This window comes from Streptomyces sp. NPDC002935 (assembly GCF_040611295.1).
GTDB lineage: Bacteria > Actinomycetota > Actinomycetes > Streptomycetales > Streptomycetaceae > Streptomyces.
Window position 1 is genome coordinate 162,456 of the sequence record NZ_JBEXNW010000009.1, and the last position, 26,519, is coordinate 188,974.

The following is a 26,519-nucleotide window of genomic DNA, read 5'->3' on the forward strand; positions in this document are numbered from 1 at the left end:
GGTCTCTCGCGTCTCCGCGCCCCGTGCTCGCGCCCCCGCGCCGCGCTTTCCTGATCCCTCGGCCACCTGCGCACCCTACGTCGTACCCCCGGTAACTTTCCCGCTCGCGACCCCTACCCATCAGTACGAAGCTGCTCTACTCTCCCGATTGTGCCAGTGTTCACTGGCAGAGTCGCGCGGACCAGGGAGGCGTCGGGATGACCGAGCACGAGCATGTACGGGTGGCGGTGATCGGGTCCGGGTTCGGCGGGCTGGGGGCCGCTGTGCGGCTGCGCCGCGAAGGCATCACCGACTTCGTCGTCCTGGAGCGGGCCGGCAGCGTGGGCGGCACCTGGCGCGACAACAGCTATCCCGGGTGCGCCTGTGACGTCCCGTCGCACCTGTACTCGTTCTCGTTCGCGCCCAACCCCGAATGGCCGCGCACCTTCTCCGGGCAGGAGCACATCCGCGCCTACCTGGAGCACGTGGCGGACGTCTTCCGGCTGCGGCCGCATCTGCGGTTCGACTCCGAGGTCACGATGATGACCTGGGACGCGGAGAAGCTGCGCTGGGGGATCGAGACGAGCAGCGGATTCCTGACGGCGGACGTCGTGGTGTCCGCCACCGGGCCGCTCTCCGATCCCAAGATCCCGCAGATCCCGGGGATCGACACCTTCACCGGAAAGGTGTTCCACTCGGCCCGCTGGGACCACGACTACGACCTGAAGGGCAAGCGGGTCGCCATGGTCGGCACCGGGGCCTCGGCCATTCAGATCGTGCCGGCGATCCAGCCGGACGTCGCCCGGCTGACCCTGTTCCAGCGCACCCCGCCGTGGGTGATGCCACGGGTCGACCGGGCCATCAGCGGTGTCGAGCGGTGGCTGCACCGGCAGTTGCCGTTCACGACACAGGCCAGGCGGGGGCTCCTGTGGGGCATCCGGGAACTCCAGGTGCAGGCGTTCACCAAGCGGCCCGACGAACTGGGCCTGGTCGAGCGGCTGGCCAAGCGGAACATCTCCCGCGCCGTGAAGGACCCGGCGCTGCGGAAGAAGCTCACGCCCGACTACCGGATCGGCTGCAAGCGCATCCTGCTCTCGAACGCCTACTACCCGGCGCTCACCCGGCCCAATGTGGACCTCGTGGCCTCCGGGCTCGCCGAGATCGACGGCTCCACGCTCATCGCCGCGGACGGCACCCGGGCCGAGGTCGACGCGATCGTCTTCGGGACCGGCTTCCATGTCACCGACATGCCGATCGCCGACCGGGTCGTCGGAGCGGACGGCAGGACGCTCGCGCAGGCGTGGAAGGGCGGCATGAAGTCGCTGCGGGGCGCCACCGCGGCCGGCTTCCCCAACTGGATGACGATCATCGGGCCCAACACCGGGCTCGGGAACTCGTCGATGATCCTGATGATCGAGTCCCAGCTGAACTACATGGCCGACTTCGTACGGCAGTTGGACGTCCTCGGTGGACGTGCGGCGCTCGACGCGCGGCCCGCCGCCGTGGACGCCTGGAACGACCGCGTGCAGGAGCGCATGAAGCGCACGGTGTGGAACACCGGCGGCTGCACGAGCTGGTACCTCGACGCCAACGGCGTCAACACGACCGTATGGCCCGGTACGACGACCGAGTTCCGGGGCGCCACACGCCGTGTCGACCTGGCGGAGTACGACGTGCTGCGCGCCCCGGATCCGGCACCCGGCGACCTGCCCGGAGCCGCGCCCGAACCGCGCACGAAGAGCACCCGCAAGAAGAAGGTGGAGGCAGGAGCGTGAGCCGACTGACGCATGTGGCGCACGGGGCGTACGCGCCTCCCGCTCCGGAACGGGAACTGATCGCGCACTCCGCCGACGGCGCGGCACTGCACGTCGAGGTGCACGGCCGCGAGGACGCGCCGGCCGTCGTCCTCGCGCACGGCTGGACCTGCTCGACCGCCTTCTGGGCCGCCCAGATCCGCGACCTCGCCGCCGACCACCGGGTCATCGCCTACGACCAGCGCGGGCACGGGCGGAGCCCCGCGAGTGAGGCGTGCAGCACGGAAGCGCTCGCCGACGACCTGGAGGCGGTGCTCGCGGCCACTCTCGCGCCGGGCGAGAAGGCCGTGCTGGTGGGGCACTCGATGGGCGGCATGACGCTGATGGCGGCCTCGGCGCGGCCGCGGTTCAGGGAGCACGCGGCGGCGGCGCTGCTGTGCAGCACGGGGAGCACACGGCTGGTCGCGGAGGCGCGGGTGCTGCCGTTGCGCGCCGGACGGCTCCGCACGCGTGTCACCCAGGCCGTGCTCGGATCGCGCGCGCCGCTCGGGCCCGTCACGCCGGTCGCCAAGCGGATCCTCAAGTACGCGACCATGGGCCCTGGTTCGTCACCCGTCATGGTGGAGGCGTGCGCGCGGATCGTGCACGCCTGTCCGCGCGGGGTGCGCCACGCCTGGTCGGCCGTCCTCGCCACCCTCGATCTCGAGCACGGCGTCCGGGAGTTGCGGGTGCCGACGGCGGTGATCGCGGGCACGGTGGACCGGTTGACACCGGTCGTGCACGCGCGTGCGCTGGTGGCGGCGCTGCCGAACTGTGTCGGCAGCACCGAACTGCCGGGGCTCGGGCACATGACTCCGGTGGAGGCGCCGGAACTGGTGACCGCCCGGATCAGGGAACTCGTCTCCACGTACACGCGGACCGCCGGGACGCCGACGGCCGTAGAGGGCGCCGCGGGCGCAGAGATCAAGGAGGGCGCATGAGCAGGGTGAGCCTGGAAGGACAGGTCGCGGTCGTGACGGGGGCGGCGCGCGGTGTCGGCGAGCTCCTCGCGCGCAAACTCTCCGCGCGCGGGGCGAAGATCGCGCTGGTCGGACTCGAGGCGGACGCGCTGAAGCGGGTCTCGGAGCGGCTGCACAGCGAGAGCGACCACTGGTACGCCGACGTCACCGACCACGAGGCGATGGCGCGGGTCGCCCAGGAGGTCAAGCAGCGGTTCGGGAAAGTGGACATCGTCGTCGCGAACGCCGGTGTCGCGAGCGGGGGGCCCTTCATGGACTCCGACCCCGTCGCCTGGCGGCGGGTGATCGAGGTGAACCTGATCGGATCGGCGGTGACCGCGCGGGCGTTCCTGCCGGTGCTGATGGAGAGCCGGGGGTACCTGCTGCAGATCGCGTCGCTGGCCGCGATCACTCCCGCGCCGATGATGACGGCGTACTGCGCCTCCAAGTCCGGTGTGGAGGCGTACGCGCACAGCCTGCGCGCCGAGGTGGGCCACAAGGGCGTGCGGGTGGGCGTCGGGTACCTGTCGTGGACCGACACCGACATGGTGCGGGGCGCCGACCAGGACGAGGTGATGCGGGAACTGCGGCAGCGGCTGCCGTGGCCGTCCAACAAGACGTATCCGCTGGGGCCCGCCGTCGACCGGATCGTGGCCGGGATCGAGCGCCGCTCCAGCCATGTGTACGCGCAGTGGTGGCTGCGCGGGATGCAGGGGATCCGGGGGTATCTGCCCGGGGTCATCGGGGCGGTCGGACAGCGCGAGATGCGGCGGTTCGAACCGCGCCTCGGCACCGTGCGGACGGGGCTGGTCGGGGCCGGCGGGGAGGCCGACGAGCAGGAGCGGACATCGCCGGCTCCGTGAGCCGCCCGGGTGTCTCACCGGGCGTCTCACCGGGTGTCTCACCGGGGTGTTTCACGGTGAGTGACTGATCGAAATGCGTGCTCTGTCCCTGCGTGTAAGTCTGGTCGAGGCCCGAACCCCCTGAACGAACAAGGGGGTCGAGGCCCGAATCCCTCACCCACTACGGGAGTGAATCGCATGAGCATGCAGCACCAGTTCAAGGACAAGGCCGAGCAGCTTAAGCAGCAGGCCAAGAAGCAGAAGAAGACGGGCGAACCGCGGGACAAGGCGAGCGAGCGTTCCCCGATGGGGCGTGACCGCACGATGCCGGACGCGGACCGCGCGCAGCGGGAGGCCCAGGACCGCTTCGACCAGGACTACGACGCCTGATCGTTCGCCGGCTCGGCCTGAGTGGGGTGCCCTCTCCCAAGAGGGCACCCCACTCTCGTGTTTGCCGTCCGTGGGGCCGCGGGCACCGTTCGCCGGAGGCCGGAGTCAGCCCGTTACGCCGCAGTCAGCCTGTTCCCGGGTGTACTCGCGTGTCCTCGGGGGCGGTCGGCCGGTTCACGTTCAGCCCGTTCTCGGGGGGAGCTTCGGTCGTGTTCTGTCCGGCACGTTCGAGTGGTCCGGCGGGGATGCCGCGGGATGGGTGCGGAGCAGGTCCAGGGAGAGCTGGATGGCGTCGTCCAACTGGGCGTGCCGGCCCTCCGCCCAGTCGAGCGGGGTGCGCAGGATCTCCAAGTCGGGGGCGACACCGTGGTTTTCGACGGACCAGCCGTACGCGTCGAACCAGGCGGCGTTCATCGGCACCGTGATGACCGTGCCGTCGCCGAGGCGGTGGCGGCCGGTCATGCCGACGACGCCGCCCCAGGTGCGCTGCCCCACGACCGGGCCCAGCTTCAGCAGTTTGAAGGCGGCGGTGATCATGTCGCCGTCGGACGACGTCGCCTCGTCGGCCAGCGCCACCACCGGGCCGCGCGGGGCGTTGGAGGCGTACGACACCGGCTGGGCGTCACGGGTGAGGTCCCAGCCGAGAATCGTGCGGGTCAGCTTCTCGACGACCAGTTCGCTGATGTGGCCGCCCGCGTTGCCCCGTACGTCGACGATGAGCGCCGGGCGTGAGACCTCCATGCGCAGGTCGCGGTTGAACTGGGCCCAGCCCGAGCCGCCCATGTCGGGGATGTGCAGGTAGCCGCAGTGGCCGCCGCTCAACTCCCTTACGACCTGGCGGCGTTTGGCCACCCAGTCCTGGTAGCGCAGGGGTCGTTCGTCGATCAGCGGGACCACCGCCACCCGGCGCGAGCGGCCCTCGCCCTCCGCCGGGGTGAAGGTCAGTTCCACCGTCGTACCGCCCGCGCCCGCGAGCAGGGGATACGGGCCGGTGACCGGGTCCACCGGGCGCCCGTCGACATGGGTCAGGACCGCGCCCTCGCGGATACCGGTGCCCGCCAGCGGTGAGCGTGCCTTGGAGTCGGACGAGTCGCCGGGCAGAATCCGCTTGACCATCCAACTGCCGTCGCGGCAGACGAAGTTGGCACCCAGGAGGCCCTGCCAGCGCTGGTAGTGGGGCGGGCCCTCGTTGCGGCGCGCGGCGGTGACGTACGCGTGCGAGGTGCCCAGCTCGCCGAGGACCTCGCGCAGCAGGTCCGCGAACTCGTCCGGGGAGGCGACCCGTTCGACCAGGGGGCGGTACTGCTCCAGGACCCCGTCCCAGTCGATGCCGCACATGTTCGGGTCCCAGTAGTAGGCGCGGATGATGCGGCCGGCCTCCGCGTACGCCTGGCGCCATTCGGCGCGCGGGTCCACCTCGTGCAGGATGCGGCGCAGGTCGATCCAGACGGTCGAGTCGCTGTCGCCCGACTCGGTGGAGGGGACGGCGCGCAGGTCGCCCTCGTCGACGACGACCAGCCGGGAGCCGTCGCCGCTCACCGCGAACCAGTCCAGGTGGTCGACGAGTTCGGACTTCTTCGCCTTGGTGATGTTGAAGAACTCCAGGGTCGGACGGCCGGTCGTGTCGTCCGGGTTGGCGAACGTCTCGCCCAGTGCGCCGGAGATCGGCCAGCGCAGCCAGACCAGGCCGCCGCCCGAGACCGGGCGCAGCGCCGAGTACTTGGAGGCGGTGACCGGGAAGGGCGTCACCCGGCTCTCCAGGCCTTCGAGTTCGACGGTCGCCGCGTTGCTGTCGCCGGGCTCCTCCTCGACCGGGTCGAGGCCCCCGGCGACCGGTCGCCCGTCGGGGTTCAGCGCGAAGGGGGAGGGGGTGGCGGAGGACAGCGGGACGAGGTAGGGACGGCAGCCGAGCGGGAAGGACAGGTCCCCGGTGTGCACGTCGTAGACCGGGTCGAAGCCGCGCCAGGACAGGAAGGCCAGATAGCGGCCGTCCCGCGTGAACACCGGATTCTCGTCCTCGAAGCGGCCGTTGGTGACGTCGACGATCAGGCGGTCCTTTATGCGCGCCATCTTGATCTGCCGCAGGGAGCGTCCGATCCCGGGATGCGACCACGTCAGCCAGGCGCCGTCGGGGGAGAAGGCGAGGTCCGTCACCGGGCCGTTGATGGAGCGGATGAGCTCGGTGACCCCGCCTGCCCCGGACTCCGCGCGGGACGCGTCACCAGAGGCAGCGCGCTCACCGGAGGCGGCGGGCACCCCGGATTCGCCGGTTTCCCCGGATTCACCAGGCTCGCCGGAGTCACCGGGGTCGCTGGACTCGCCGGAGTCACCGGACTCGTCGAACGCACCGGACTCGCCCGGTTCACCGGAGTCCTCCGTGGCGTCGAGGAGGAGCAGGCGCCCGTCGTTCGAGGCGATGGCGAGACGCTCGCCCTGCGGGTCCGACACCAGTTCCTGTACGCGGCCCAGTCGGCCGGAGGCGAGGCGGCGCGGCGGGCGGTCACCGGTCGCGCGCGGCAGATAGGCGATCTCGACGGCGTCCTCGCCCTCCGCGTCGGTGACATAGGCGACCTGGCCGCCCGAGCCGAGCATCTCCGGGAGCCGGACCCGTACGCCCGGGGTGTCCGCGATGGTGCGCGCGGGGCCGTCGCGGTGGGTGAGCCAGTGCAGGCTGCCGCGTACGACGACGGCGCTGGCCCGGCCCGTCTCGTCCACGGAGATGCTGTCCACGTGCTGGGCGGCCGGCACCTGGTACGTGCGCTGTCCCGCGCGCGGACCGCCCAGGCGGACGTCGAGACGGCGCGGCACCGACTCCGGGGACAGGTTGTCGACGATCCACAGATCGCCCGCGCACTGGTAGACGACCCGGGTGCCGTCCGACGCGGCGTGCCGGGCGTAGAAGGCGTCGTGGTCGGTGTGCCGGCGCAGGTCGGAGCCGTCGTACGCGCACGAGTAGAGGTTCCCGATGCCCTCGTGGTCGGAGAGGAACGCGATCCGCCCGTCGACGAACATCGGGCAGGCGAGGTGGCCTTCGAGGTCGGCGACGAGTTGCCGGCCGTGCAGCCAGATGCGGCCCATGGCCCCGCCCCGGTAGCGCTTCCAGGCGGCCGGTTCGTGCGGTGGGGTGCCGGTGAGCAGCAGGGTCTTCCGCTCGCCGTCGATGTCGGCGACGCCGATGTCCGAGACCGGGCCCCAGGGCAGCTTGCGGCCGGGGTCGCCGTCGGTGGGGACGCAGTAGGCCCAGGTGAAGTACGAGAAGGGCTGGCCGTGCGAGGCGACGGCGAGGATGTCGCCGTCGGGGGACCAGCCGCACACCTGGGTGTCGGCGCTGCCCCAGTAGGTGAGCCGTCGGCCCGGGCCGCCGTCGACCGGCGCCAGACGGATCTCCGGGACGAAGCTGTGCCAGCTCGTGTACGCGATGTGCCGGCCGTCGGGGGAGAAGCGGGGGTGGCCGACCTTGGTGCGGTCGACGGTGAGCCGCCAGGCACGCCCCCGGCCGTCGAGCGGGGCCACCCACAGGTCGTCCTCGGTGACGAAGCACAGCCGGTCGCCACTCAGATGCGGGAAGCGCAGATAGCCGGGGGAGTTCTCGTCCGTGGTCGCGTTCTCGTACTCGTCGCTCACCTCCCCATGCTTTTCCGCTGGACGGGCCCCGGCAACTTGTGGGACCGGGGGCGCGTTCCGGGATGTGGGCGCGGCCGGGCTGCGGGAGGTGCGCAGGGGGCGTGTTCAAAGCTCCGGGCGCCCCGCCACCTCGGCCCTGCCGTCCCACCGCCGGGCCACCTCCCTGCCCGCGCCCCGCCACCGCACCGCCCCGCCCCGCCACCGCACCGCCCCGCCACCTCACACCCCCGCCCCGCGCATCGGCGTGACCCAGCACACGTACGAAACGGTTTCGTTTCGTTGCTGTCCGGGGGTATCTTCAGAGGCATACGAATCCGTGTCGTTCGAAGCAGGACAGGTGAGTGGGATGGCTGAAGCCGCAACGGTGCGTCGCAGTCGGATCACGCCCGAGCGTGAGGCCGAGCTGTACACGGCCGTGCTCGACCTGCTTCGGGAAGTCGGCTACGACGCCCTCACCATGGACGCCGTCGCCACCCGCACCCGTTCCAGCAAGGCCACCCTCTACCGCCAGTGGGGCGGCAAGGCCGAGCTCGTCGTGAAAGCGCTGCGGCATCAGAAGCCGCTGAAGTTCTCCGACGTGGACACCGGGAGCCTGCGGGGCGACTTCCTGGCACTCGCCCTCCGGCAGGACGACTGCCAGATGGAGCAGGACTCCGCGCTGATGCGGGGCCTGGCCATGGCGGCACACGGGAATCCGGATCTGCTGAAGGCGTTCCGGGAATGGCTGATCGAGCCGGAGATGGAAGAGCTGCGGCGGGTGCTCCAGCGCGGGATCGACCGCGGTGAGATCCGTGCGGACAATCCGGCGAGGGAGTACGTGATGCACATGCTGATCGGTGCCTTCGCGGCTCGCACCATGATCGACGAACTCCCGCCGACCCAGGCCTTCCTGCATTCGTACATCGACGCCGTGGTCCTCCCCGCTCTCGGCGCCTGAATCCCCACCCCTTCACCTCTTCACCCCTGAAAGTCCCTGCAGTCGCACCTGACGCGCCGCTCACGTCGTCGGGCTGATCCCCCCTGCCCCCACTCGGGTGATCACACCAGCCCCTGCCATCCCACGACCTGACCGGGAGTACGCCTTCGTGGCCACGTTCCTCTACAAACTCGGCCGACTCGCCTTCCGGCGACGGCACTTCGCCGCCCTGATATGGGTGGCGCTCCTGACGCTCGCGGGTGTCGGCGCCGCCTCCGCGCCCGTCGCCGGATCGTCCTCCTTCTCGATCCCCGGCACCGAGGCGCAGAAGGCCTTCGACCTGCTGGAGAACCGCTTCCCCGGTATGAGCGCCGACGGAGCGACCGCGCGGGTCGTCTTCAAGGCGCCCGCCGGCGAGAAGATGGCGGACAAGGACAACAAGGCGACGGTCGAGAAGGCCGTCGAGGTGCTCGGCACCGGCTCCGAGGTCACCTCCGTCGCCGATCCGTTCAAGGCCCACGCCGTGAGCAAGGACGGGTCGGTCGCGTACGCCTCGGTGAAGTACAAGGTCTCCGGCATGGAGCTGAAGGATGCCTCGAAGGACGCCCTGAAGGCGGCCGCGCAGGACGCGCGGCACTCCGGACTGACCGTCGAAGTGGGCGGTGACGCGCTCCAGGCGACGCCCGAGACCGGCTCCAGCGAGGTCATCGGCATCGCGATCGCCGCGGTCGTCCTCGTCATCACCTTCGGTTCCCTGATCGCGGCCGGGCTGCCGCTGCTGACCGCGCTGATCGGCGTCGGCATCGGCGTCTCGACGATCACGGCGCTCGCCAGCGCGCTCGACCTCGGATCCACCACCTCCACCCTCGCGATGATGATCGGCCTCGCGGTCGGCATCGACTACGCCCTGTTCATCGTCTCCCGCTACCGGGCCGAGCTGGCCGAGGGCCGCGAACGCGAGGAAGCGGCCGGACGGGCCGTCGGCACGGCGGGCTCGGCGGTGGTCTTCGCGGGGCTGACCGTCGTGATCGCTCTGGTCGGTCTGTCGGTCGTCAACATCCCGATGCTGACGAAGATGGGCGTCGCGGCGGCCGGCACGGTCGCGATCGCCGTCCTCATCGCGCTGACGATGATCCCCGCGCTCCTCGGATACGCGGGCCGCAGGGTCCAGCCGGCCGGCAAGAAGAGCAGGCTGCTGGGTGGCGGCCGTGCCGCCAAGAAGGCGGGCAAGCCCAACATGGGCACCCGTTGGGCGAGTTTCGTCGTCCGCCGCCCGCTCGCCGTGCTGCTGCTCGGCGTGGTCGGCCTCGGCGCGGCCGCGATCCCGGCGGCCTCGCTCGAACTGGGCCTGCCCGACGACGGTTCGCAGCCGACGTCCACCACGCAGCGCCGCGCCTACGACCTGCTCTCCGACGGCTTCGGGCCCGGCTTCAACGGCCCGCTGATGGTCGTCGTCGACGCCAAGGCGAGCGACGACCCGAAGGGTGCGGTCACCCGGGTCGCCGACGAGGTGAAGGACCTCAAGAGCGTCGTCTCGGTGAGCCCGGCGACGTACAACAAGGCGGGTGACACCGCGATGATCACGGTGATCCCCGACTCCAAGCCGTCCTCCGTCACGACCGAGGACCTGGTTCACTCCATCCGTGACACGGGTGGCGAGATCAAGGCCGAGACGGACTCGACGGTGCTCGTCACCGGCTCCACGGCCATGAACATCGACTTCTCGCAGAAGCTCAACGACGCGCTGATCCCCTATCTCGCGCTCGTGGTCGGCCTCGCGTTCCTGCTGCTGATCGTGGTGTTCCGCTCGATCCTCGTCCCGCTGAAGGCGGCTCTCGGCTTCCTGCTGAGCGTGATGGCGGCACTCGGCGCGGTCGTCGCGGTCTTCCAGTGGGGCTGGCTGTCCGGCCTGATGGGCGTCGAGGAGACCGGCCCGATCATGTCGATGATGCCGATCTTCATGGTGGGTGTCGTCTTCGGTCTGGCCATGGACTACGAGGTGTTCCTCGTGACGCGCATGCGGGAGGCCTACGTCCACGGGGAGAAGCCCGGCCAGGCGATCGTGACCGGGTTCAAGCACGGCGCACGGGTCGTCACGGCGGCCGCGGTCATCATGATCGCCGTCTTCTCCGGGTTCATCGGCTCCAGCGAGTCGATGATCAAGATGATCGGCTTCGGCCTCGCCATCGCCGTCTTCTTCGACGCGTTCGTCGTGCGGATGGCGCTCGTCCCGGCGGTGCTCGCGCTGCTGGGCAAGAAGGCCTGGTGGCTGCCGAAGTGGCTGGACCGCGCGCTGCCGAACGTGGATGTCGAGGGCGAGGGTCTGCGCGCGCTCGACGAGAAGCGGCGTGAAGGGGACGACGACCGGAAACTGGCCCGCGTCTGAACTCCCGGACCGGACGAGGCCTCAGTGCGGCATCGCTGAGACCTCGCCGGTCCTTCGGCGGGGCGCCGGCGAACAGTCAGTGAGCCACCGGGGTGGCGGCCGTGTACGTACGGCGCAGAAAGCGCATGAGCGCCTTCGTGTCGAGCTGCACGACCGCCACCCCGTGCGCCGAGTGGAACTCCAGGACGGCCTGGACCCGGCCGCACGGCCAGATGCGGACGTCACCGCTGCTGACGGGGACGCGCAGGCCCTGTTCCAGGAGTTCGCGTTCGAAGACCCACTCGTGGGGGCCGGGCAGCGTGATGTGCACCTGGCGGGGGTCGGCCTCCGGGTCGTACCGGAGGGCCACCGGGACGGCCCGGTGTTCGTCGTCGGCGGAGTCGGCGGTGTCGGTCACTATATGAGCGCGTGCGTATTGTTCGACGGCGTGCATGAACCGACTCCTTACGCTGCGTTACATGTGCGGAATCTGTGAATCCGTCACCATTCCAATGTCGCACATCTCACGGAAACCGCTCTCCGGTCGTCCTGTGAGCACCCCCGTGACACACGCCTGCCCGACCACGGCCGGTGCATGTCTGCGGCGCCGGTCACACCCGCCCCGGGCCGTTCACGCGGCCAAGTCCGTTGCCGCGCCTGCCGTGTGCCTGCCGTGTGTCTGCCGCGCAGGCCGCGAACCCGCTTACGCGGTCGCGTCCGCCGTGGGCTATTGATAGGCCCATCGCTCTTGCAAGTCGTTCGCAACAAGGCACTATCATCGAACGGTGCATGTGCCTGACGGATTCATCAATGCCCCGGTCTCCGCCGTCACAGGCGTGGTCGCCGCCGGCGCCATCGCCGTGAGCCTGCGTGGCGCCCGCCGTGAACTCGACGAGCGGACCGCCCCGCTCGCCGGCCTGGTCGCCGCCTTCATCTTCGCCGTGCAGATGCTGAACTTCCCGGTCGCCGCCGGGACCAGCGGACATCTGCTCGGCGGTGCCCTGGCCGCGATACTCGTCGGCCCCTACACAGGTGTCCTCTGCGTCTCCGTCGTCCTGCTCATGCAGGGCATCCTCTTCGCGGACGGCGGCCTCACCGCGCTCGGCGTGAACATCACCGACATGGCGATCGTCACCACCGTCGTCTCGTACGCCCTCTTCCGCGGCCTGGTGAAGGTGCTGCCCCGCAAGCGGCGTTCGGTCACCGTCGCGTCCTTCGTCGCAGCGCTGCTGTCCGTCCCCGCCGCCGCCCTCGCCTTCACCTTCATCTACGCGATCGGCGGCACCACCGACGTGGCGATCTCCAAGGTCGCCACGGCCATGATCGGCGTCCACGTCCTCATCGGCATCGGAGAGGCCACGATCACCGCGCTCACCGTCGGCGCCGTGATCGCCGTACGACCCGATCTCGTGTACGGCGCCCGCGGTCTCCAGCAGCGGCTCAAGCTGCGGGTGCACGGCGAGCTCGTCGACGCACCCCTGGCCGCCGCCCCCGTCGCGGCCCGCTCCTCGCACCGCAAGGTGTGGATCACCGGCCTGGTCACCTCCCTCGTCCTCGCCGGATTCGTCAGCTTCTACGCCTCCGCCAGCCCCGACGGCCTGGAGAAGGTCGCGAAGGACGAGGGCATCGACGCGCGGACCGGGAAGCACGCCACGGAGGACTCGCCGCTCGCCGGATACGGGGTCAAGGACGTCTCCGACGGCCGTCTCTCCGGGGGGATCGCGGGAGTGATCGGCGTCGGTGTCACCGTCGTCGCGGGCACCGGCGTCTTCTGGGCGGTCCGCAGACGTCGTACGCCCGACACCTCGCCCACTGCCGTGCCGGAAGGCGTCTGACGTGGGGGCGGGTCACGCGCATCGGTTGTACCGGCATGGGCATTCGCCGGTGCACGCCCTGCCGCCGCACACCAAACTCGCCGCCGCCTTCGGCTTCGTGGTCGTGGTCGTCTCCACCCCGCGCGAGGCGATGTGGGCGTTCGCGCTGTACGCCGTCCTGCTCGCGGTGGTCGCCCGACAGGCCCGCGTACCGGCGGGCTTCCTTCTGAAGCGGCTGCTGATCGAGATCCCGTTCGTCGCGTTCGCGGTGCTCATGCCGTTCGTGGCGGAGGGCGAGCGGGTGGACGTGCTCGGACTCTCCCTGAGCGTCAACGGTCTGTGGGGCGCCTGGAACGTCCTCGCCAAGGGCACTCTCGGCGTCGCCGCCTCCGTCCTCCTCGCCTCCACCACCGAACTGCGGGAACTGCTCCTCGGTCTGCAACGGCTGAAGCTCCCGCCGCTCCTCGTGCAGATCGCGTCCTTCATGATCCGCTACGGCGATGTCATCACGGACGAGATGCGGCGCATGCGGATCGCGCGGGAGTCGCGCGGCTTCGAGGCGAGCGGAGTGCGGCACTGGGGGGTGCTCGCGAAGTCGGCGGGCGCGCTGTTCATCCGCTCCTACGAACGCGGGGAGCGCGTACATCTCGCCATGGTGAGCCGGGGATACGCCGGTTCCATGCCCGTCATCGACGAGGTGACCGCGTCCCGGGCGCAGTGGTCGTACGCCCTCGCCCTTCCGTTCGCCGCCCTTGCCGTATGCCTGTTGGGATGGACGCTGTGATGTCTGCTGGGACGCCTGGGGAGACGGCCGTGGAGACGGCTGCGAAGACGGCTGGTGGGAGGACTGAGGGGACGACAGAGGGGATGCCTGAGGGGATGACCGGGGAGACGGCTGCCGGAGTGACCGAGGAGACGGCTGTGCGGATGTCCGAGATGTCTGTGGAGATGTCTGAGGGGACGAACGTCGTGCCGGCTTCGCTGGAGGTCTCCGGCCTCGCCTTCGCCTACCCCGACGGCCACCAGGCCCTGTTCGGCGTCGACTTCGCCATCGGGCGCGGTGAGCGCGTCGCGCTGCTCGGCCCGAACGGCGCCGGCAAGACCACCCTCGTCCTGCACCTCAACGGCATCCTGACCGGCGGCGCCGGGACGGTGACGGTCGCCGGACTCCCGGTCGGCAAGCGGCACATGGCCGAGATCCGGCGCAAGGTCGGCATCGTCTTCCAGGACCCGGACGACCAGCTGTTCATGCCGACCGTGCGCGAGGACGTCGCCTTCGGGCCCGCCGCCGCGGGCATGAAGGGCGCCGAACTGGAGGAACGCGTCCGTACGGCGCTGGAGCGGGTCGGCATGGAAGCCTTCGCCGACCGCCCGCCGCACCATCTGTCCTTCGGGCAGCGGCGCCGGGTCGCCGTCGCCACGGTGCTGGCGATGGAGCCGGAGATCCTCGTCCTCGACGAACCCTCCTCCAACCTCGACCCCGCCTCCCGGCGCGAACTCGCCGACATCCTGCGCTCGTTGGACGTCACCGTCCTCATGGTCACCCACGACCTGCCGTACGCCCTCGAACTGTGCCCGCGCTCCCTGGTCCTCAGCGACGGCGTGATCGTCGCCGACGGCCGGACCGGCGACCTGCTCTCCGACGACGAGCTCATGCGCACCCACCGTCTGGAGTTGCCCTTCGGGTTCGACCCGCGCTCCGTGACAATGGGGGCGTGACGAAACAAGAGGACGTCGGGCCGCCGGCCGGGTCGCTGCTGCTCGACGACCAGCTGTGCTTCGCGCTGTACGCCGCCCAGCGCGCCGTGACCGCGGCGTACCGCCCGCTGCTGGAGGAGCTCGGCCTCACCTACCCGCAGTACCTCGTCCTGCTGGTCCTCTGGGAGCGCGGCGAGACCACGGTCAAGGAACTGGCCACCGCCCTGCACCTCGACTACGGCACGATGTCGCCGCTGCTCAAGCGGCTGGAGTCGGCGGGGCTCGTGCGCCGTGAGCGCTCGGCGCACGACGAACGCTCCGTGCGCGTCGCCCTCACCGGGCGCGGCGAACTGCTCCGGGAGCGCGCGGCGGAGGTGCCGCAGGCGCTGCTGACGGCGACCGGCATGAGCGGGGCGGACGTCACGCGCCTCCGCGAGGAACTGCTCCGGCTGACGGAGCGGGCGGAAGGCGCGGCGGAGCGGGGCCGCTGACCCCCGCCGGCGTGTGTGTCGAGGGCCCTTCCTCCTGGCTGCCCGCGATTTCCACCCCCTGGGCATTCCGGGCTCCGTACCGACCAGTACCTTGTGCACGATGTACTTGTGCACTTCTGTGTTGTCCGCCCTGGGGGAGGTCCTGCCGTGATCGACGGCGCCACTGTCGACACCCGTCCGACGAAGATCATGTATGTCGCCGAGGCCACCGCGCACGGTGGCCGGAACGGCCATGTGACCAGCCAGGACGGGCAGCTCGAACTGAAGGTCGCGATGCCGCCGGCGCTCGGCGGCGACGGGAACGGGACGAACCCGGAGCAGTTGTTCGCGGCCGGGTACAGCGCCTGCTTCCACAACGCGCTCGTGCTGGTGGGCCGCCGCGCCGGGTTCGACCTCTCCGGTTCCACCGTCGCGGCGAAGGTCGGGATCGGCCCCAACAAGCAGCGCGGCTACGGACTGGCGGTCGCCCTGAGCGTCTCGCTCCCCGTCGTCGACCAGGACGTGGCGACGAAGCTCGTGGACGCGGCGCACGAGGTCTGCCCGTACTCGAACGCCACCCGCGGCAACATCGAGGTCACGATCCTGCTGGGCTAGGAGTCCTAGGAATCGAAGGCCGCGGATGCGTGTTGCACTCATTGTTGGCAGTGAGTGAGGCGACAGGGAGCGCGGGCGTGGACGTGAACGGCACAGTGGCCGAGGGCTTCGAGCCGGTCAGGGAGGCGTTCGCGGGCAACTTCGCGGCGCTGGGGGACCGGGGCGCCGCCGTCACCGTGTACCGCGACGGGCACAAGGTCGTCGACCTGTGGGGCGGAACCCGCGATGTCGACGGCACCGAACCCTGGCAGCGCGACACCGCGCAGATCGTGCGCTCCGCGACGAAGGGCGTCGCCGCCGCCGTACTCCTGCTGCTCGGGCAGCGCGGCCACCTCGACCTGGACGCGCCGGTCGGGGCCTACTGGCCCGAGTACAAGGCGCACGGCAAGGAGCACACGCGCGTGCGGCATCTGCTCGCGCACCGGGCCGGAGTGCCCGTGCTCGACCGTCCGCTCACCCCCGCCGAGGCCGCCGACCCCGACCTCGCGGCCGCCGCGGTGGCCGCGCAGACACCGGTGTGGCAGCCCGGGGCGGAGCACGGGTACCACGCGCAGACGTACAGCTGGCTGACGGGCGAGCTGGTCCGGCGGGTGACCGGGCGCACGATCGGACAGTGGATCGCGGACGAGGTCGCCCGGCCGCTGGACCTGGACCTGTGGGTCGGGCTTCCGGAATCGGAGGCCGGACGCGTGGGGCGGGTCGCGCAGGTCGAGGCGCCGTCGACGCCCGGCGGGTTGAAGACCCGTCCGAAGCGGGCGGTGTCCGAGGCGTACGCCGACCCGGACAGCCTCACCCGCCGCGCCTTCGCCGCGATCACCCCGATGCCCGACGAGAACGATCCCGCCTACCGGGCGGCCGTCCTCCCCGCCTCCAACGGCATCGCCACGGCCGACAGCCTCGCCCGCTTCTACGCCGCGCTGATCGGGGAGGTGGACGGCGTACGGCTCTTCACGCCGGAGACGGTGTCGGCCGCGCGGGCGGAACAGTCCGCGGGCCCCGACCGGGTCCTGGTCGTCAACACCCGGTTCGGCCTCGGCTACATGCTCCACGGCGGGGCGTCGCCGCTGCTCTCCCCGGGCTCCTTCGGCCACCCCGGCCGCGGCGGCGCCCTCGGCTTCGCCGACCCCGAGTCGGGCATCGCCTTCGGGTACGTCACCAACAGCTTCCGCAAGAGCGTGACGGCGGACGCGCGGGCACAGGCGTTGGTACGGGCGGTGCGGACGGCGGTCGGCGCGTAGCCGACGGGGCCGACGGGGGCCGGCTCGGCGCTGGGCACTCCGCGCGAAGGGCCGGCTCGTCTCGACGCTCGACGCTCGACGCTCGTCGCTCGACGCGAAGGGCCGGCTCGTGCGCGGCGCTTCGCGCGATGGCACTCAGCCGGCGTGCAGCATCAGCCCGATCCCCACGACCAGGAGTCCCGCCGCCGCGATCCGGGGCGCTCCGAAACGCTCCTTGAAGAACACCGCGCCGATGGCCGCTCCCACGATGATCGAGGATTCCCGCAGGGCCGCGATCGGCGCCAGTTCGGCCCGGGTCTGGGCCCACAGCACCAGCCCGTAGGCCAAGACGGAGAGCGCCGCGCCGAGGAGGCCGACGGCGGCGAACGGCCTGAGCAGCGAGAGGGTCTCACCGCGCCAGCGGTACACCGCGAACGCCGGGATCACCACGCCCTCGATCGCCATCAGCCAGGCGATGTACCCGAGGGAGGTGCCGGACGCGCGGACGCCCAGGCCGTCGACGACGGTGTACGCGGCGATGGAAACGCCCGTCGCGAGCGCGGCGCCGATCGCCGCCCAGTTGGGTCGACTGCCGCGCAGCCCCCACAGGGCGACACCCGTCAGTCCCGCGCACGACAGCGCGACGCCCGAAGCCGCCCACCCGTCGGGCACCTCGTGCGCGAAGACGGCCGCCAGCACCGTGACGATCAGTGGAGCGGTGCCGCGAGCGATCGGATACGCCTGCCCGAAGTCCCCGAGCCGGAACGAGCGCATCAGCAGCACGTAGTACGCGATGTGGATGAGGGCCGAGGCGATGAGGTACGGCCATGCCCCCGACGCCGGGAACGCCACGAACGGCACCATGACCAGGCCGATCAGCATCCCGCCGCCGGCGATCAGCGTGAAGCCGACGAGCTTGTCGCTGATGCGGTGGGCGAGCGCGTTCCAGCCGGCGTGGGTGACCGCGGCGAGCAGCACGGCCGCGGTGACGAGCGGGGTCACGCGTCGCGCTCGCGCACGTCCACCAGCGTGCCGCCCGCGCGGGCGATCAGGCTCTTCGGGTCCATCGGGAAGATGGTGTACGGGGTGCCCGCCGAGGTCCACACCGTGTCGTGGTCGAGCAGCGAACGGTCCACCAGGACACGGATCTTCGTACGGTGTCCGAAGGGCGGTACGGCGCCGGTCGCGTACCCCGTCGACTCCCGCACGAGGTGTGCCCCGGCCCGGGTGAGCTTTTCGGCGCCCAGCTCCCGCCGTACGAGCTCCATGGCGACGTGTGCCGAGCCGTCCAGGAGCACCAGCACCGGGACCCCGTCCGCCGCGAAGAACAGCGACTTGCAGATCTGGCTCGGCTCGCAGCCGATCGCCGCGGCGGCCTCGGCGGTGGTGCGGGCCGTGTCGGGGAAGCGCCGGACCCGTCCGATCACCTCGTCGAGCCCCAGCTCCCGCAGGGCTTCGGCGAAACGGGGGTGGGCGTCGTTCGCGGCGGGGGACCGCTCTTCGCCGGCGTTCTCATCGGTGGCGTTCATGAACGGCACGCTAGCGGTCGGTGTACGCGCCATGCGACCGGGTTCCGGTCAGCTCGCCGGGGCCGCTCGGTCCGGGGCCGGTCGCGTTCCCGGGAGTCAGCTGCCGGCCTTCAGCAGGGCCGCCACGATCGGTCCCGCCGTGCTGCCGCCGTGTCCGCCCTGCTGGACGACGCCCGCCCCCGCGAGGTCGCCCTTCCATGCCGTGAACCAGCCGTTGGGCTGCTTCTGGTTGTCGACCTCGGCGGAGCCGGTCTTGGCGCCGTAGTCGGGGCCGAGGCCGGACATGGCCTCGGCGGCGGTGCCGGCGGCGGCCGTGTACTGCATGACCTCGCGCAGCTGGGAGAGCGTGGACGCGGACAGGGTGCGCGAGGCCGTGGCCAGGGTGCGGTGGTCGACCGACGGGGCGACCAGGTAGGGCTGGTGGAAGCTGCCGGACTTGACCGTGGAGGCGACGGACGCCATGTTCAGCGGGTTCATGCGGACCCCGCCCTGGCCCATCAGCGACGCGGCCATCTGCGCGGCGCTCTGCACCGGCACCGCGCCGTCGAACGACGGCACGCCGACGGACCAGTTGTTCCTGCTCAGGCCGAAGACCTGCTGGGCCTGCTTGGTCAGGTCGTCGTTCTCCAGCTCCTTCGCCTGGCTGATGAAGGCCGTGTTGCAGGACCGCGCGAAGCTCGCTTTGAACGTGCCGTTCTTGATCTCGAAGTCGTCGTCGTTGTGGAACTTCCAGCCGCCGTACGTGACCGTCTTGGGGCAGGGGTGCTCCTTGTCGGCCCCGGCCAGCCCCTTGTCGAAGAGCAGCGACGCCGTGATGACCTTCATCGTGGAGCCGGGCGCGAGGGAGCCCTGGAAGGCGGTGTTGAAGCCGTGGTTCGAGTTCGCGACGGCGAGGATCTCACCCGTCGAGGGGCGCATCAGGACCACCGACGCCTTGGGCTTGGCGGCCACCCGGCGTTCGGCCTCCGCCTGGAGGGTCGCGCTGAGCGTCGTCTTCACGGTGCCCGGGGTGCCCTCGCTGAGCGTCACCAGGGTCTTGTCGGGGGTCTTCTGGGCGCCCTTCTTCGCGGCCTTGCGGACCACGCGCAGCTCGATGCCCGCCTTGCCGCCGGCCGTCTTGCCGTACTTCTCGCGCAGTCCGTCGAGGACCGTGCCCAGGGAGGCGTACTTGGCGGTGGTCAGCTCGCCGCCCGCGCTGTCGAGGGCGGTGATCGGTGGCGTCCCCGACTCTCCGGTCACCAGTTTGTCGCCGTCCTGGAGGTCCGGGTGGACGACGGACGGTTTCCATCCGACCAGTGCCACGCCGTCCTTCGCCCGGCGTACGACCGTCATCTTCGACGTGTACGTGAGCGGCTCGGTCCGGCCCTTGTAGGTGACGGTGGCCTTGACGGTGAACGGGACGTCGGCGCCCGACGGCTTGCCGCGCGTCAGGGTCACGCCGGTGATGTGGGCGTCCTTGCCGTAGCCGGTCAGCGAGGTCGTGGCGGCGGCCGAGTCGTCGGTGGCGGCGGCGGCCGCGGTGACGTCGCCGCTCTGCCAGGCGGTGAGGAAGGTGGTGGACGCCAGACGGACCTCGGCCGCCGACAGCGGGCCCGTCTTGACGGTCTTGCGGGTGGTGGACGTGGTCCCGTCCTCGGCGGCCGCGCCACTTCCGTACAGGCTGTAGGCGCCGAACGCCCCGCCGACGACGGCCACGGCGATCACCCCGCCGAGTACGGCGGGCTGCTTCGTCTTCCGTCGCTCGGCGACACGCCTTCTCTTGCCCACAGCTTCCCGTCCTCCGCCGTCCCCTGGTGCCTCGTGATGCCCCCGTGCCTCTCGCTCCTCAACGAGAAGCCCCACCCTAGGGTCCCGTTCTGTGAGCGGCGACTTCAGCCGCCGGTTCGTAGCACAGCTGCGACGATCGGGCCGGCCGCGTCCCCGCCGTGACCGCCCTCCTGGGTCATGGCGGCGGCCGCGATGTCGTCGCGGTACCCGGTGAACCAGCTGTTGGACACGGCCTGGCCGTCGACCTCGGCGGAGCCGGTCTTGGCGCCGATGCTGCCGCCGAGCTTGTTCATCACCAGGGCCGCGGTGCCGCTGACGGCCGTGCGGTTCATCATCGAGCGCAGTTGCGCGACCGTACCGCTGGACAGGCCCTTCGCGGTGGCCAGTTCACGGCCGTCGAGGGTGCGCGGCACGATGACCGGCTGCCGGAAGACGCCCGTCATCGCGGTCGCCGTCACCGACGCCATGTTCAGCGGGCTCATCTGGACCTGGCCCTGGCCGATCATGTTGGCCGCCGTGTCCGGGCCGCCGGAGGCGGGCACCGAGCCGTCGAAGGACTCGATGCCGGTCTTCCAGTTGTTCTGCCCGAGCCCGAAGCGCTGCTGGGCCTCGTTGGTCAGCGAGTCGACCTTCACCTCGTCGGCGTACTTCACGAACGCGGTGTTGCACGAGCGCGCGAAGCTGTCGGAGAGCGTGGCGTTCTCCTGCGGCTTCATGCCGGTGAGGTTGTGGAAGGTCTGGCTCTGCCAGACCGCGGTGTCCGTGCAGGGCGCGGGGCCGCTCGCCGTCGTGATGCCGTTGTCGATGAGGGTCGCCGCGCTGATGATCTTCATCGTGGAGCCGGGCGCGAGTTTGCCGAGGAAGGCCGCGTTGAAGCCGTCCTGACGGTGGTTGGCGACGGCCAGCACCTCGCCGGTGCTCGGTTTCACCGCCACCACGGAGGACTCGGAGTACTGCGTGACCGCCTTCTCGGCGGCGGCCTGCGCGCTCGCGCTGAGGGTCGTACGGACCTTGCCCGCCCGCCCCTTGGCGAGGGTGACCAGCGTCGTGTCGCCGCTCTCCTCGCCGCCGTGCCGGATCGCCAGCTCGATGCCGGGTGAGCCGCCGGCCGTGTCGCCGTACTTCTCGCGGAGCGCGTCCAGGATCGGCCCCAGGGACGGGTACTTCTCCTTCGTCAGGACAACGTTGTTCCGGTCCACGGCCTCGATCGTCGGGCTCGCCGACTCGCCCGTGACCAGGGTGTCCCCGTCCTTCAGCTCCGGGTGGACGACGGACGGCTTCCAGGCGACCAGCGCCTTCCCGGTGGTCTCCCCCCGTACGACGGTCAGTTCGGAGTCGTACGAGAAGGGCTTGCTCTTCCCGTCGTAGGACACCTTGGCCTTGACGGAGAACGGCACGGTCGCCCCGGACGGCGTGCCCGGCGTGATCCTCACGTCGGTGAGGTGCGCGTCGTCGCGGTAGCCGGCGAGCAGCCCCTCGGCGTTCGACGCGTAGTTCGTGTACGCGGCGGCCTCGGCCGCGTCGCCCTTCTCCCAGGCCGCGAAGAACGCGCGGCTGGTCTCCTTGACCTCGTCGCCGCTCGGCGGCCCGGTCTTCACCGGAGCGGGCCCGGTGCCGCCTCCGCCGCCGTCCCCGCTGATCGAGGTCACCACGTTGTAGGCGCCGTACCCCGCGCCGCCCACCATCACCGCGAACACACTGCCTATGACGGCAGCCCTGGCCCCCTTGCGCATAGCGCGAATCCCTCCCCGTGAACCCTTCTCCGAACTTCTGAACGCGTTCAGAAAAGCCGGTCCACCCCGCACTGTAGGCGCGCGTGGGGCTCATGGTGCAGACCTTCGCCGAATTGTTAGCCCCATACATCGAACCGCATCCGTGAACATCGTTCACGGATGTCAACGCCGCAGGTCTACCAGCGGGTCAGGTCCACGAGGAGATCGCAGTGGGTGTGCGGCGCAACGACAAAGGGGGCGCGGCAGATTGCCGCGCCCCCTTGCTACGTCTGCCCGGCTAGACCCACGTATCCAGCCACATCCGGGATCTCCACTGGTCGATCGGGATCGCCGTGCCGGTGTAGATGGGCCAGAAGTAGATGAAGTTCCAGGCGATCAGCAGGACCAGGACGCCCGCTCCCACCGCGCCGACGACCCGGCGGCGTTCTCCGGAGCCGGGTGGGCCGAGGATCGCGCCGATCATCATCGCGACGGCGAGACAGAGGAACGGCACGAAGACGACGGCGTAGAAGAAGAAGATCGTGCGCTCCTGGTACATGAACCAGGGCAGGTAGCCGGCCACGACGCCGCAGGCGATCGCGCCCGCCCGCCAGTCGCGGCGGAAGGCCCAGCGCCACAGCACGTAGGCAATCGCGAAGCAGGCGGCCCACCACAGCAGGGGCGTGCCGAGCGCCAGCACCTCACGGGCGCACTTGTCGCCCGTGTCGGCGGGGCAGCCGTCCTTGCCGGGCAGCGGGGACTCGTAGAAGTACGAGACCGGGCGGCCGAGGACGAGCCAGCTCCACGGGTTGGACTGGTAGGTGTGCGGCGACGAAAGGCCGACGTGGAACTTGTAGACCTCGTGCTCGTAGTGCCACAGGCTGCGGAACCATTCCGGGAGGAAGGTGAAGCTGCCGCCCTTGCCGTCCGTCACGGCCCAGTTGCGGAAGTAGCCGCCCTTGCCGTTGTCCGGCGACAGGATCCAGCCGGTCCAGGAGATCAGGTACACGGACAGCGCGACCGGGACCGTCGCCAGGAACGTGATGCCCGTGTCGCGCTTGAGGGCCGCCAGGTAGGGGTGTCGGGCGCCCGCGACCCGGCGCGAGGCCGCGTCCCACAGGACCGCCATCACACAGAACGCGGCGAGGACGTAGAGCCCGTTCCACTTGGTGCCGATGGCCAGGCCCAGCATGAGGCCCGCCGTCCAGCGCCACGGCCGCCATCCCAGGCGGGTGGTCTCGGCGGCGTCCGGATCGGGGTGGACGACACCCTCCGCGTCGACGGGCAGTGCGGCCGCCAGCCTGGCCCGTGCCTTGTCGCGGTCGACGATCAGGCAGCCGAAGGCCGCCAGCACGAAGAACATCAGCACACCGTCGAGCAGCGAGGTGCGGCTCATCACGAAGTGCAGACCGTCGACCGCCATCAGCGTGCCCGCGAGGCAGCCGAGGAACGTCGAGCGGAACAGCCGCCGCCCGATCCGGCACAGCAGCAGCACCGACAGCGTGCCGAGCAGCGCCGTCATGAAGCGCCAGCCGAACGGGTTGAACCCGAACATCCATTCGCCGAGCCCGATGACGTACTTGCCGACGGGCGGGTGCACGACATAGGCGGCGTCGCTCGGGATCCGCACATGCCCGTTGCCCTGGAGGATCAGGTCGTTGGCGTTCTTCGCCCAGTTGACCTCGTACCCGCGGTGGATCAGCGCCCAGGCGTCCTTCGCGTAATACGTCTCGTCGAATATCACCGCCTTCGGGCTGCCCAGGTTCCAGAACCGCAGCAGCCCGGCGAGCAGGGTCACCAGAAGCGGTCCACCCCAGCCCGACCAGCGGTTGAAGCGGTCGGTGACCCCCTGCCGCAGCCCGAGAGCGGCCCAGATCCGGGGGCTCGGTTCGGCGTACGGAGGTACGAGCCGGTCGCGCACATCACTTCTGGGCGGCGCCGTGTAGCCGAATCGGCGCAGCCGCTGCTGCCACGACGGCCGCTGATCGGCGGCCTGGCCCTGCCGGGTGTCCGTGGAGGACGCGGTACTGGTCACCGCGCCATCGTAGGGAACGCGTCTGTGGGAGTCCCGTGCCCGGGCCCTTCCGGTCGGATGAGCTTGTCGGGCCGCGCCCCTGCGAGGATGGAACCGTGACAGGAATCCTTGTGTTGGCAGGCACCCCCATCGGCGACATCTCCGACGCTCCGCCACGGCTCGCCGCGGAGCTGACCGGCGCCGATGTCATCGCAGCCGAGGACACCCGCAGGCTCCGCAGGCTCACCCAGTCCCTCGGCGTCCAGCCGACGGGGCGCGTCGTGTCGTACTTCGAGGGCAACGAGGCCGCCCGGACCCCGGAACTCGTCGAGGCGCTGGCCGGCGGGGCGCGGGTGCTGCTCGTGACCGACGCCGGGATGCCGTCCGTGTCGGACCCCGGGTACCGGCTGGTCGCGGCCGCGGTCGAGAAGGACATCAAGGTCACCGCCGTACCGGGCCCGTCCGCCGTGCTCACCGCGCTCGCGCTGTCCGGTCTGCCCGTCGACCGCTTCTGCTTCGAGGGCTTCCTGCCCAGGAAGGCGGGCGAGCGGCTGTCCCGGCTGCGGGAGGTCGCCGAGGAGCGCCGGACACTCGTCTACTTCGAAGCGCCGCACCGGCTCGACGACACCCTCGCCGCCATGGCGGAGGTCTTCGGCACACACCGGCGCGCCGCCGTCTGCCGCGAACTGACCAAGACGTACGAGGAGGTCAAGCGCGGTCCGCTGGGCGAGCTGGCCGCCTGGGCCGCCGAGGGTGTCCGCGGCGAGATCACCGTCGTCGTCGAGGGCGCCCCCGACAAGGGTGCCGAGGAACTGGACGCCGGCGAGCTGGTGCGCAGGGTGCAGGTGCGCGAGGAGGCGGGGGAGCGGCGCAAGGAGGCGATCGCCGCCGTCGCCGCGGAGGCCGGAATTCCCAAGCGGGACGTCTTCGACGCGGTCGTCGCGGCAAAGAACGCCGCACGAAGCGCCCCATAGAAGGGCAAAGGACTATCGTGAAAAGCAAAGCTCAGGCCGGGTGACAGGACCCTTCCGACAAGGAAAGGCCAAAACGGCTCCAACAGTCGGCAGGCCTGATGCGTTCGCGCCGGGAGAAGCGTCCACTGGATGAAGGGACGCACCCGTCCCTCGCCTTCGCTGAGTCGATGGAATTCAGGGGGAATTCCGTCGACGGAGGCGCTTGTCCAGCGGACAAGAGGAGCTGGCATGAGTGAGATCACAGGACAGACCGGCGGCGTCGCCACCGGTCGGGTCACCGAACCGACCGGGCATCGCAGTGCGGCGACGGCCGTGGTTCACGAGTCGTATTCCTTCGCCTGCATGCGCTGCGGGCACGGCTGGGAACAGTCGTACGAGATTGAGCACCACCGCGACGCAGAGGGTGGTGAGTTCGTGAAGTACGTGGCGAGCGGCCAGGTCGTGCCGTCGCCGCTCAGCCGGCCCACCTGCCTGAACTGCGACAGCCACGTGGTGCGCATCATGCGCGCCGGCCAGGTGTCCTCCGTTCTCGATTCCATGCACTCCATGACGCACGGCCACCACCGTCCGGTAGCCCCTCGGCGGCCCGGGGGCGGCTCTGACACAGCCGCACCGGCCCAGTCCTCCGACACGTCCTCCGACACCTCCTCCGACACTCCCCAGGAGCCGCACCACTGGCATCTGTCGGACCTGCTGCACCCCTTCCAGCACCGCAAGGCGAGCTGATCCGCCGCGCGGTCCCGCCCGGACCGGCGGGACCGGCGGGGCAGGCGGGGCAGGCGGGGCAGGCGGGGCAGGCGACAAGGGTGGGACCGGTGGGACGCGATGGTCCGCCGGTCGACGGGACGGCCTCCTTGTTCCCCGCGAGGTGAGGCCGGGCATGCCCCCTTCGTAAGATCGGGGCATGCCCTCCTCCGCTTCCGCCGCCCCCGACAAGAACGCCGCACCCCCGCTCCCCGAGCCCCTGCGCGTTCCCGTCGCCGACTCGCACACCCACCTCGACATGCAGTCCGGCACGGTCGAGGAGGGCCTCGCCAAGGCCGCGTCGGTCGGTGTGACGACGGTCGTCCAGGTCGGCTGCGACGTGAACGGCTCCCGCTGGGCCGCCGAGACGGCGGCCGCCCACGACGCCGTCCACGCCACCGTCGCCCTGCACCCCAACGAGGCGCCCCGTATCGTGCACGGCGACCCCGACGGATGGTCCCGGCAAGGGGCCCGGCAGCCGGGTGGCGACGCGCTGGACGAGGCACTCGCGGAGATCGACCGTCTCGCCGCCCTCCCGCACGTCAAGGGCGTCGGCGAGACCGGCCTGGACCACTTCCGCACCGGCCCCGAGGGCAAGGAGGCGCAGGAGCGCTCCTTCCGCGCCCACATCGAGATCGCCAAGCGGCACGGCAAGGCCCTGGTCATCCACGACCGCGACGCCCACGCCGACGTCCTGCGCATCCTCAAGGAGGAGGGCGCCCCCGAGCGGACCGTCTTCCACTGCTACTCCGGGGACGCCGCCATGGCCGAGGTCTGCGCCCGCGCCGGCTACTTCATGTCCTTCGCCGGCAACATGACCTTCAAGAACGCCCAGCCCCTGCGCGACGCGCTGGCCGTGGCCCCGCTCGAACTCGTCCTCGTCGAGACCGACGCGCCCTTCCTGACTCCCGTGCCGTACCGCGGACGGCCCAACGCGCCGTATCTCATTCCGGTCACGGTGCGCGCCATGGCCGCGGTGCGCGGTATCGACGAGGACACGCTGGCGACCTCGATCTCTGCCAACACCGCGCGCGCGTTCGATTACTGACCGATAACGGTCCCCGGGGTTCTCCCTGGTCGAACGAGCGTCTTTCGCA

General features: G+C 70.8%; 22 protein-coding genes. 15 read left to right on the forward strand and 7 right to left on the reverse strand.

What is annotated here, in order from left to right:
* Positions 1-197: 197 nt before the first annotated feature.
* The 4 genes from ABZX90_RS14770 (at position 198) to ABZX90_RS14785 (ending at position 3,963) form a co-directional block, all read left to right on the forward strand.
* The gene (locus ABZX90_RS14770) at positions 198-1,754 is read left to right on the forward strand and encodes an NAD(P)/FAD-dependent oxidoreductase (protein ID WP_355204874.1); all 1,557 of its coding nucleotides are present in this window, start codon (positions 198-200) and stop codon (positions 1,752-1,754) included.
* Complete coding sequence (locus ABZX90_RS14775) at positions 1,751-2,713, forward strand: alpha/beta hydrolase (RefSeq protein WP_355204877.1); 963 nt, start codon at positions 1,751-1,753, stop codon at positions 2,711-2,713. Before ABZX90_RS14770 ends, ABZX90_RS14775 begins: the two co-directional genes overlap by 4 nt.
* Positions 2,710-3,594, forward strand: a complete 885-nt coding sequence (locus ABZX90_RS14780) for an SDR family oxidoreductase (protein ID WP_355204880.1) — start codon at positions 2,710-2,712, stop codon at positions 3,592-3,594. The genes ABZX90_RS14775 and ABZX90_RS14780 overlap by 4 nt, the downstream gene beginning before the upstream one ends.
* A gap of 177 nt (positions 3,595-3,771) precedes the next feature.
* Positions 3,772-3,963, forward strand: a complete 192-nt coding sequence (locus ABZX90_RS14785) for a hypothetical protein (RefSeq protein WP_355204882.1) — start codon at positions 3,772-3,774, stop codon at positions 3,961-3,963.
* Between the two features lie 180 nt (positions 3,964-4,143).
* Here the strand turns inward: ABZX90_RS14785 and ABZX90_RS14790 are convergent, their stop codons facing one another.
* Positions 4,144-7,587, reverse strand: coding sequence for a S41 family peptidase (locus ABZX90_RS14790; protein ID WP_351132088.1), 3,444 nt, complete (start codon positions 7,585-7,587; stop codon positions 4,144-4,146).
* 346 nt (positions 7,588-7,933) lie between these two features.
* On the opposite strand from ABZX90_RS14790, the gene ABZX90_RS14795 reads away from it, so the two are divergent.
* On the forward strand, positions 7,934-8,524 hold the full coding sequence (locus ABZX90_RS14795; protein ID WP_351132086.1) for a TetR/AcrR family transcriptional regulator: 591 nt from the start codon (positions 7,934-7,936) through the stop codon (positions 8,522-8,524).
* A gap of 148 nt (positions 8,525-8,672) precedes the next feature.
* Entirely contained in the window at positions 8,673-10,889 is a 2,217-nt protein-coding gene (locus ABZX90_RS14800; RefSeq protein ID WP_351132084.1) for an MMPL family transporter, read from the forward strand.
* A 76-nt stretch (positions 10,890-10,965) separates the two neighbouring features.
* Here the strand turns inward: ABZX90_RS14800 and ABZX90_RS14805 are convergent, their stop codons facing one another.
* Complete coding sequence (locus tag ABZX90_RS14805) at positions 10,966-11,322, reverse strand: SsgA family sporulation/cell division regulator (protein ID WP_355204887.1); 357 nt, start codon at positions 11,320-11,322, stop codon at positions 10,966-10,968.
* Positions 11,323-11,653: 331 nt separating this feature from the next.
* On the opposite strand from ABZX90_RS14805, the gene ABZX90_RS14810 reads away from it, so the two are divergent.
* The 6 genes from ABZX90_RS14810 to ABZX90_RS14835 all read left to right on the forward strand — a co-directional run bounded on the left by ABZX90_RS14810 (position 11,654) and on the right by ABZX90_RS14835 (position 16,703).
* Positions 11,654-12,703, forward strand: a complete 1,050-nt coding sequence (locus ABZX90_RS14810; protein WP_355204890.1) for an energy-coupling factor ABC transporter permease — start codon at positions 11,654-11,656, stop codon at positions 12,701-12,703.
* Position 12,704: 1 nt separating this feature from the next.
* A complete protein-coding gene (cbiQ, locus tag ABZX90_RS14815; RefSeq protein WP_351132078.1) occupies positions 12,705-13,466 on the forward strand; it encodes a cobalt ECF transporter T component CbiQ in 762 nt (253 codons plus the stop codon).
* Between the two features lie 152 nt (positions 13,467-13,618).
* Positions 13,619-14,401, forward strand: coding sequence for an ABC transporter ATP-binding protein (locus ABZX90_RS14820; protein ID WP_355205081.1), 783 nt, complete (start codon positions 13,619-13,621; stop codon positions 14,399-14,401).
* Complete coding sequence (locus ABZX90_RS14825) at positions 14,398-14,871, forward strand: MarR family transcriptional regulator (RefSeq protein ID WP_355204893.1); 474 nt, start codon at positions 14,398-14,400, stop codon at positions 14,869-14,871. Before ABZX90_RS14820 ends, ABZX90_RS14825 begins: the two co-directional genes overlap by 4 nt.
* Before the next feature lie 189 nt (positions 14,872-15,060).
* Positions 15,061-15,465, forward strand: coding sequence for an organic hydroperoxide resistance protein (locus tag ABZX90_RS14830; protein WP_351132124.1), 405 nt, complete (start codon positions 15,061-15,063; stop codon positions 15,463-15,465).
* Between the two features lie 77 nt (positions 15,466-15,542).
* Positions 15,543-16,703: a serine hydrolase domain-containing protein gene (locus tag ABZX90_RS14835; protein ID WP_355204896.1), complete on the forward strand. Its 1,161-nt coding sequence runs from the start codon at positions 15,543-15,545 to the stop codon at positions 16,701-16,703.
* Positions 16,704-16,838: 135 nt separating this feature from the next.
* Here ABZX90_RS14835 and ABZX90_RS14840 read toward each other — a convergent pair whose 3' ends face one another.
* From ABZX90_RS14840 to ABZX90_RS14860, 5 genes are all read right to left on the reverse strand, one after another.
* Positions 16,839-17,684 carry an EamA family transporter gene (locus ABZX90_RS14840; protein WP_351132072.1) on the reverse strand — a complete coding sequence of 282 codons (846 nt, stop codon included), beginning with the start codon at positions 17,682-17,684 and terminating at the stop codon, positions 16,839-16,841.
* Complete coding sequence (locus ABZX90_RS14845; RefSeq protein ID WP_351132070.1) at positions 17,681-18,211, reverse strand: YbaK/EbsC family protein; 531 nt, start codon at positions 18,209-18,211, stop codon at positions 17,681-17,683. The genes ABZX90_RS14840 and ABZX90_RS14845 overlap by 4 nt, the downstream gene beginning before the upstream one ends.
* A gap of 96 nt (positions 18,212-18,307) precedes the next feature.
* Positions 18,308-19,978: a penicillin-binding transpeptidase domain-containing protein gene (locus tag ABZX90_RS14850; protein ID WP_355204900.1), complete on the reverse strand. Its 1,671-nt coding sequence runs from the start codon at positions 19,976-19,978 to the stop codon at positions 18,308-18,310.
* 104 nt (positions 19,979-20,082) lie between these two features.
* Entirely contained in the window at positions 20,083-21,711 is a 1,629-nt protein-coding gene (locus ABZX90_RS14855) for a penicillin-binding transpeptidase domain-containing protein (protein ID WP_355204903.1), read from the reverse strand.
* A 277-nt stretch (positions 21,712-21,988) separates the two neighbouring features.
* On the reverse strand, positions 21,989-23,725 hold the full coding sequence (locus tag ABZX90_RS14860) for a phospholipid carrier-dependent glycosyltransferase (protein ID WP_355204906.1): 1,737 nt from the start codon (positions 23,723-23,725) through the stop codon (positions 21,989-21,991).
* Between the two features lie 95 nt (positions 23,726-23,820).
* Here ABZX90_RS14860 and rsmI point away from each other — a divergent pair, with 95 nt between their 5' ends.
* From rsmI to ABZX90_RS14875, 3 genes are all read left to right on the forward strand, one after another.
* The gene (gene rsmI, locus ABZX90_RS14865) at positions 23,821-24,678 is read left to right on the forward strand and encodes a 16S rRNA (cytidine(1402)-2'-O)-methyltransferase (protein WP_351132062.1); all 858 of its coding nucleotides are present in this window, start codon (positions 23,821-23,823) and stop codon (positions 24,676-24,678) included.
* 228 nt (positions 24,679-24,906) lie between these two features.
* Positions 24,907-25,404: a hypothetical protein gene (locus tag ABZX90_RS14870; protein WP_355204909.1), complete on the forward strand. Its 498-nt coding sequence runs from the start codon at positions 24,907-24,909 to the stop codon at positions 25,402-25,404.
* A gap of 178 nt (positions 25,405-25,582) precedes the next feature.
* Positions 25,583-26,470 (forward strand): TatD family hydrolase, encoded by an 888-nt coding sequence (locus ABZX90_RS14875; protein WP_355204912.1) that lies wholly within the window; start codon positions 25,583-25,585, stop codon positions 26,468-26,470.
* The last annotated feature ends 49 nt before the right edge of the window (positions 26,471-26,519 follow it).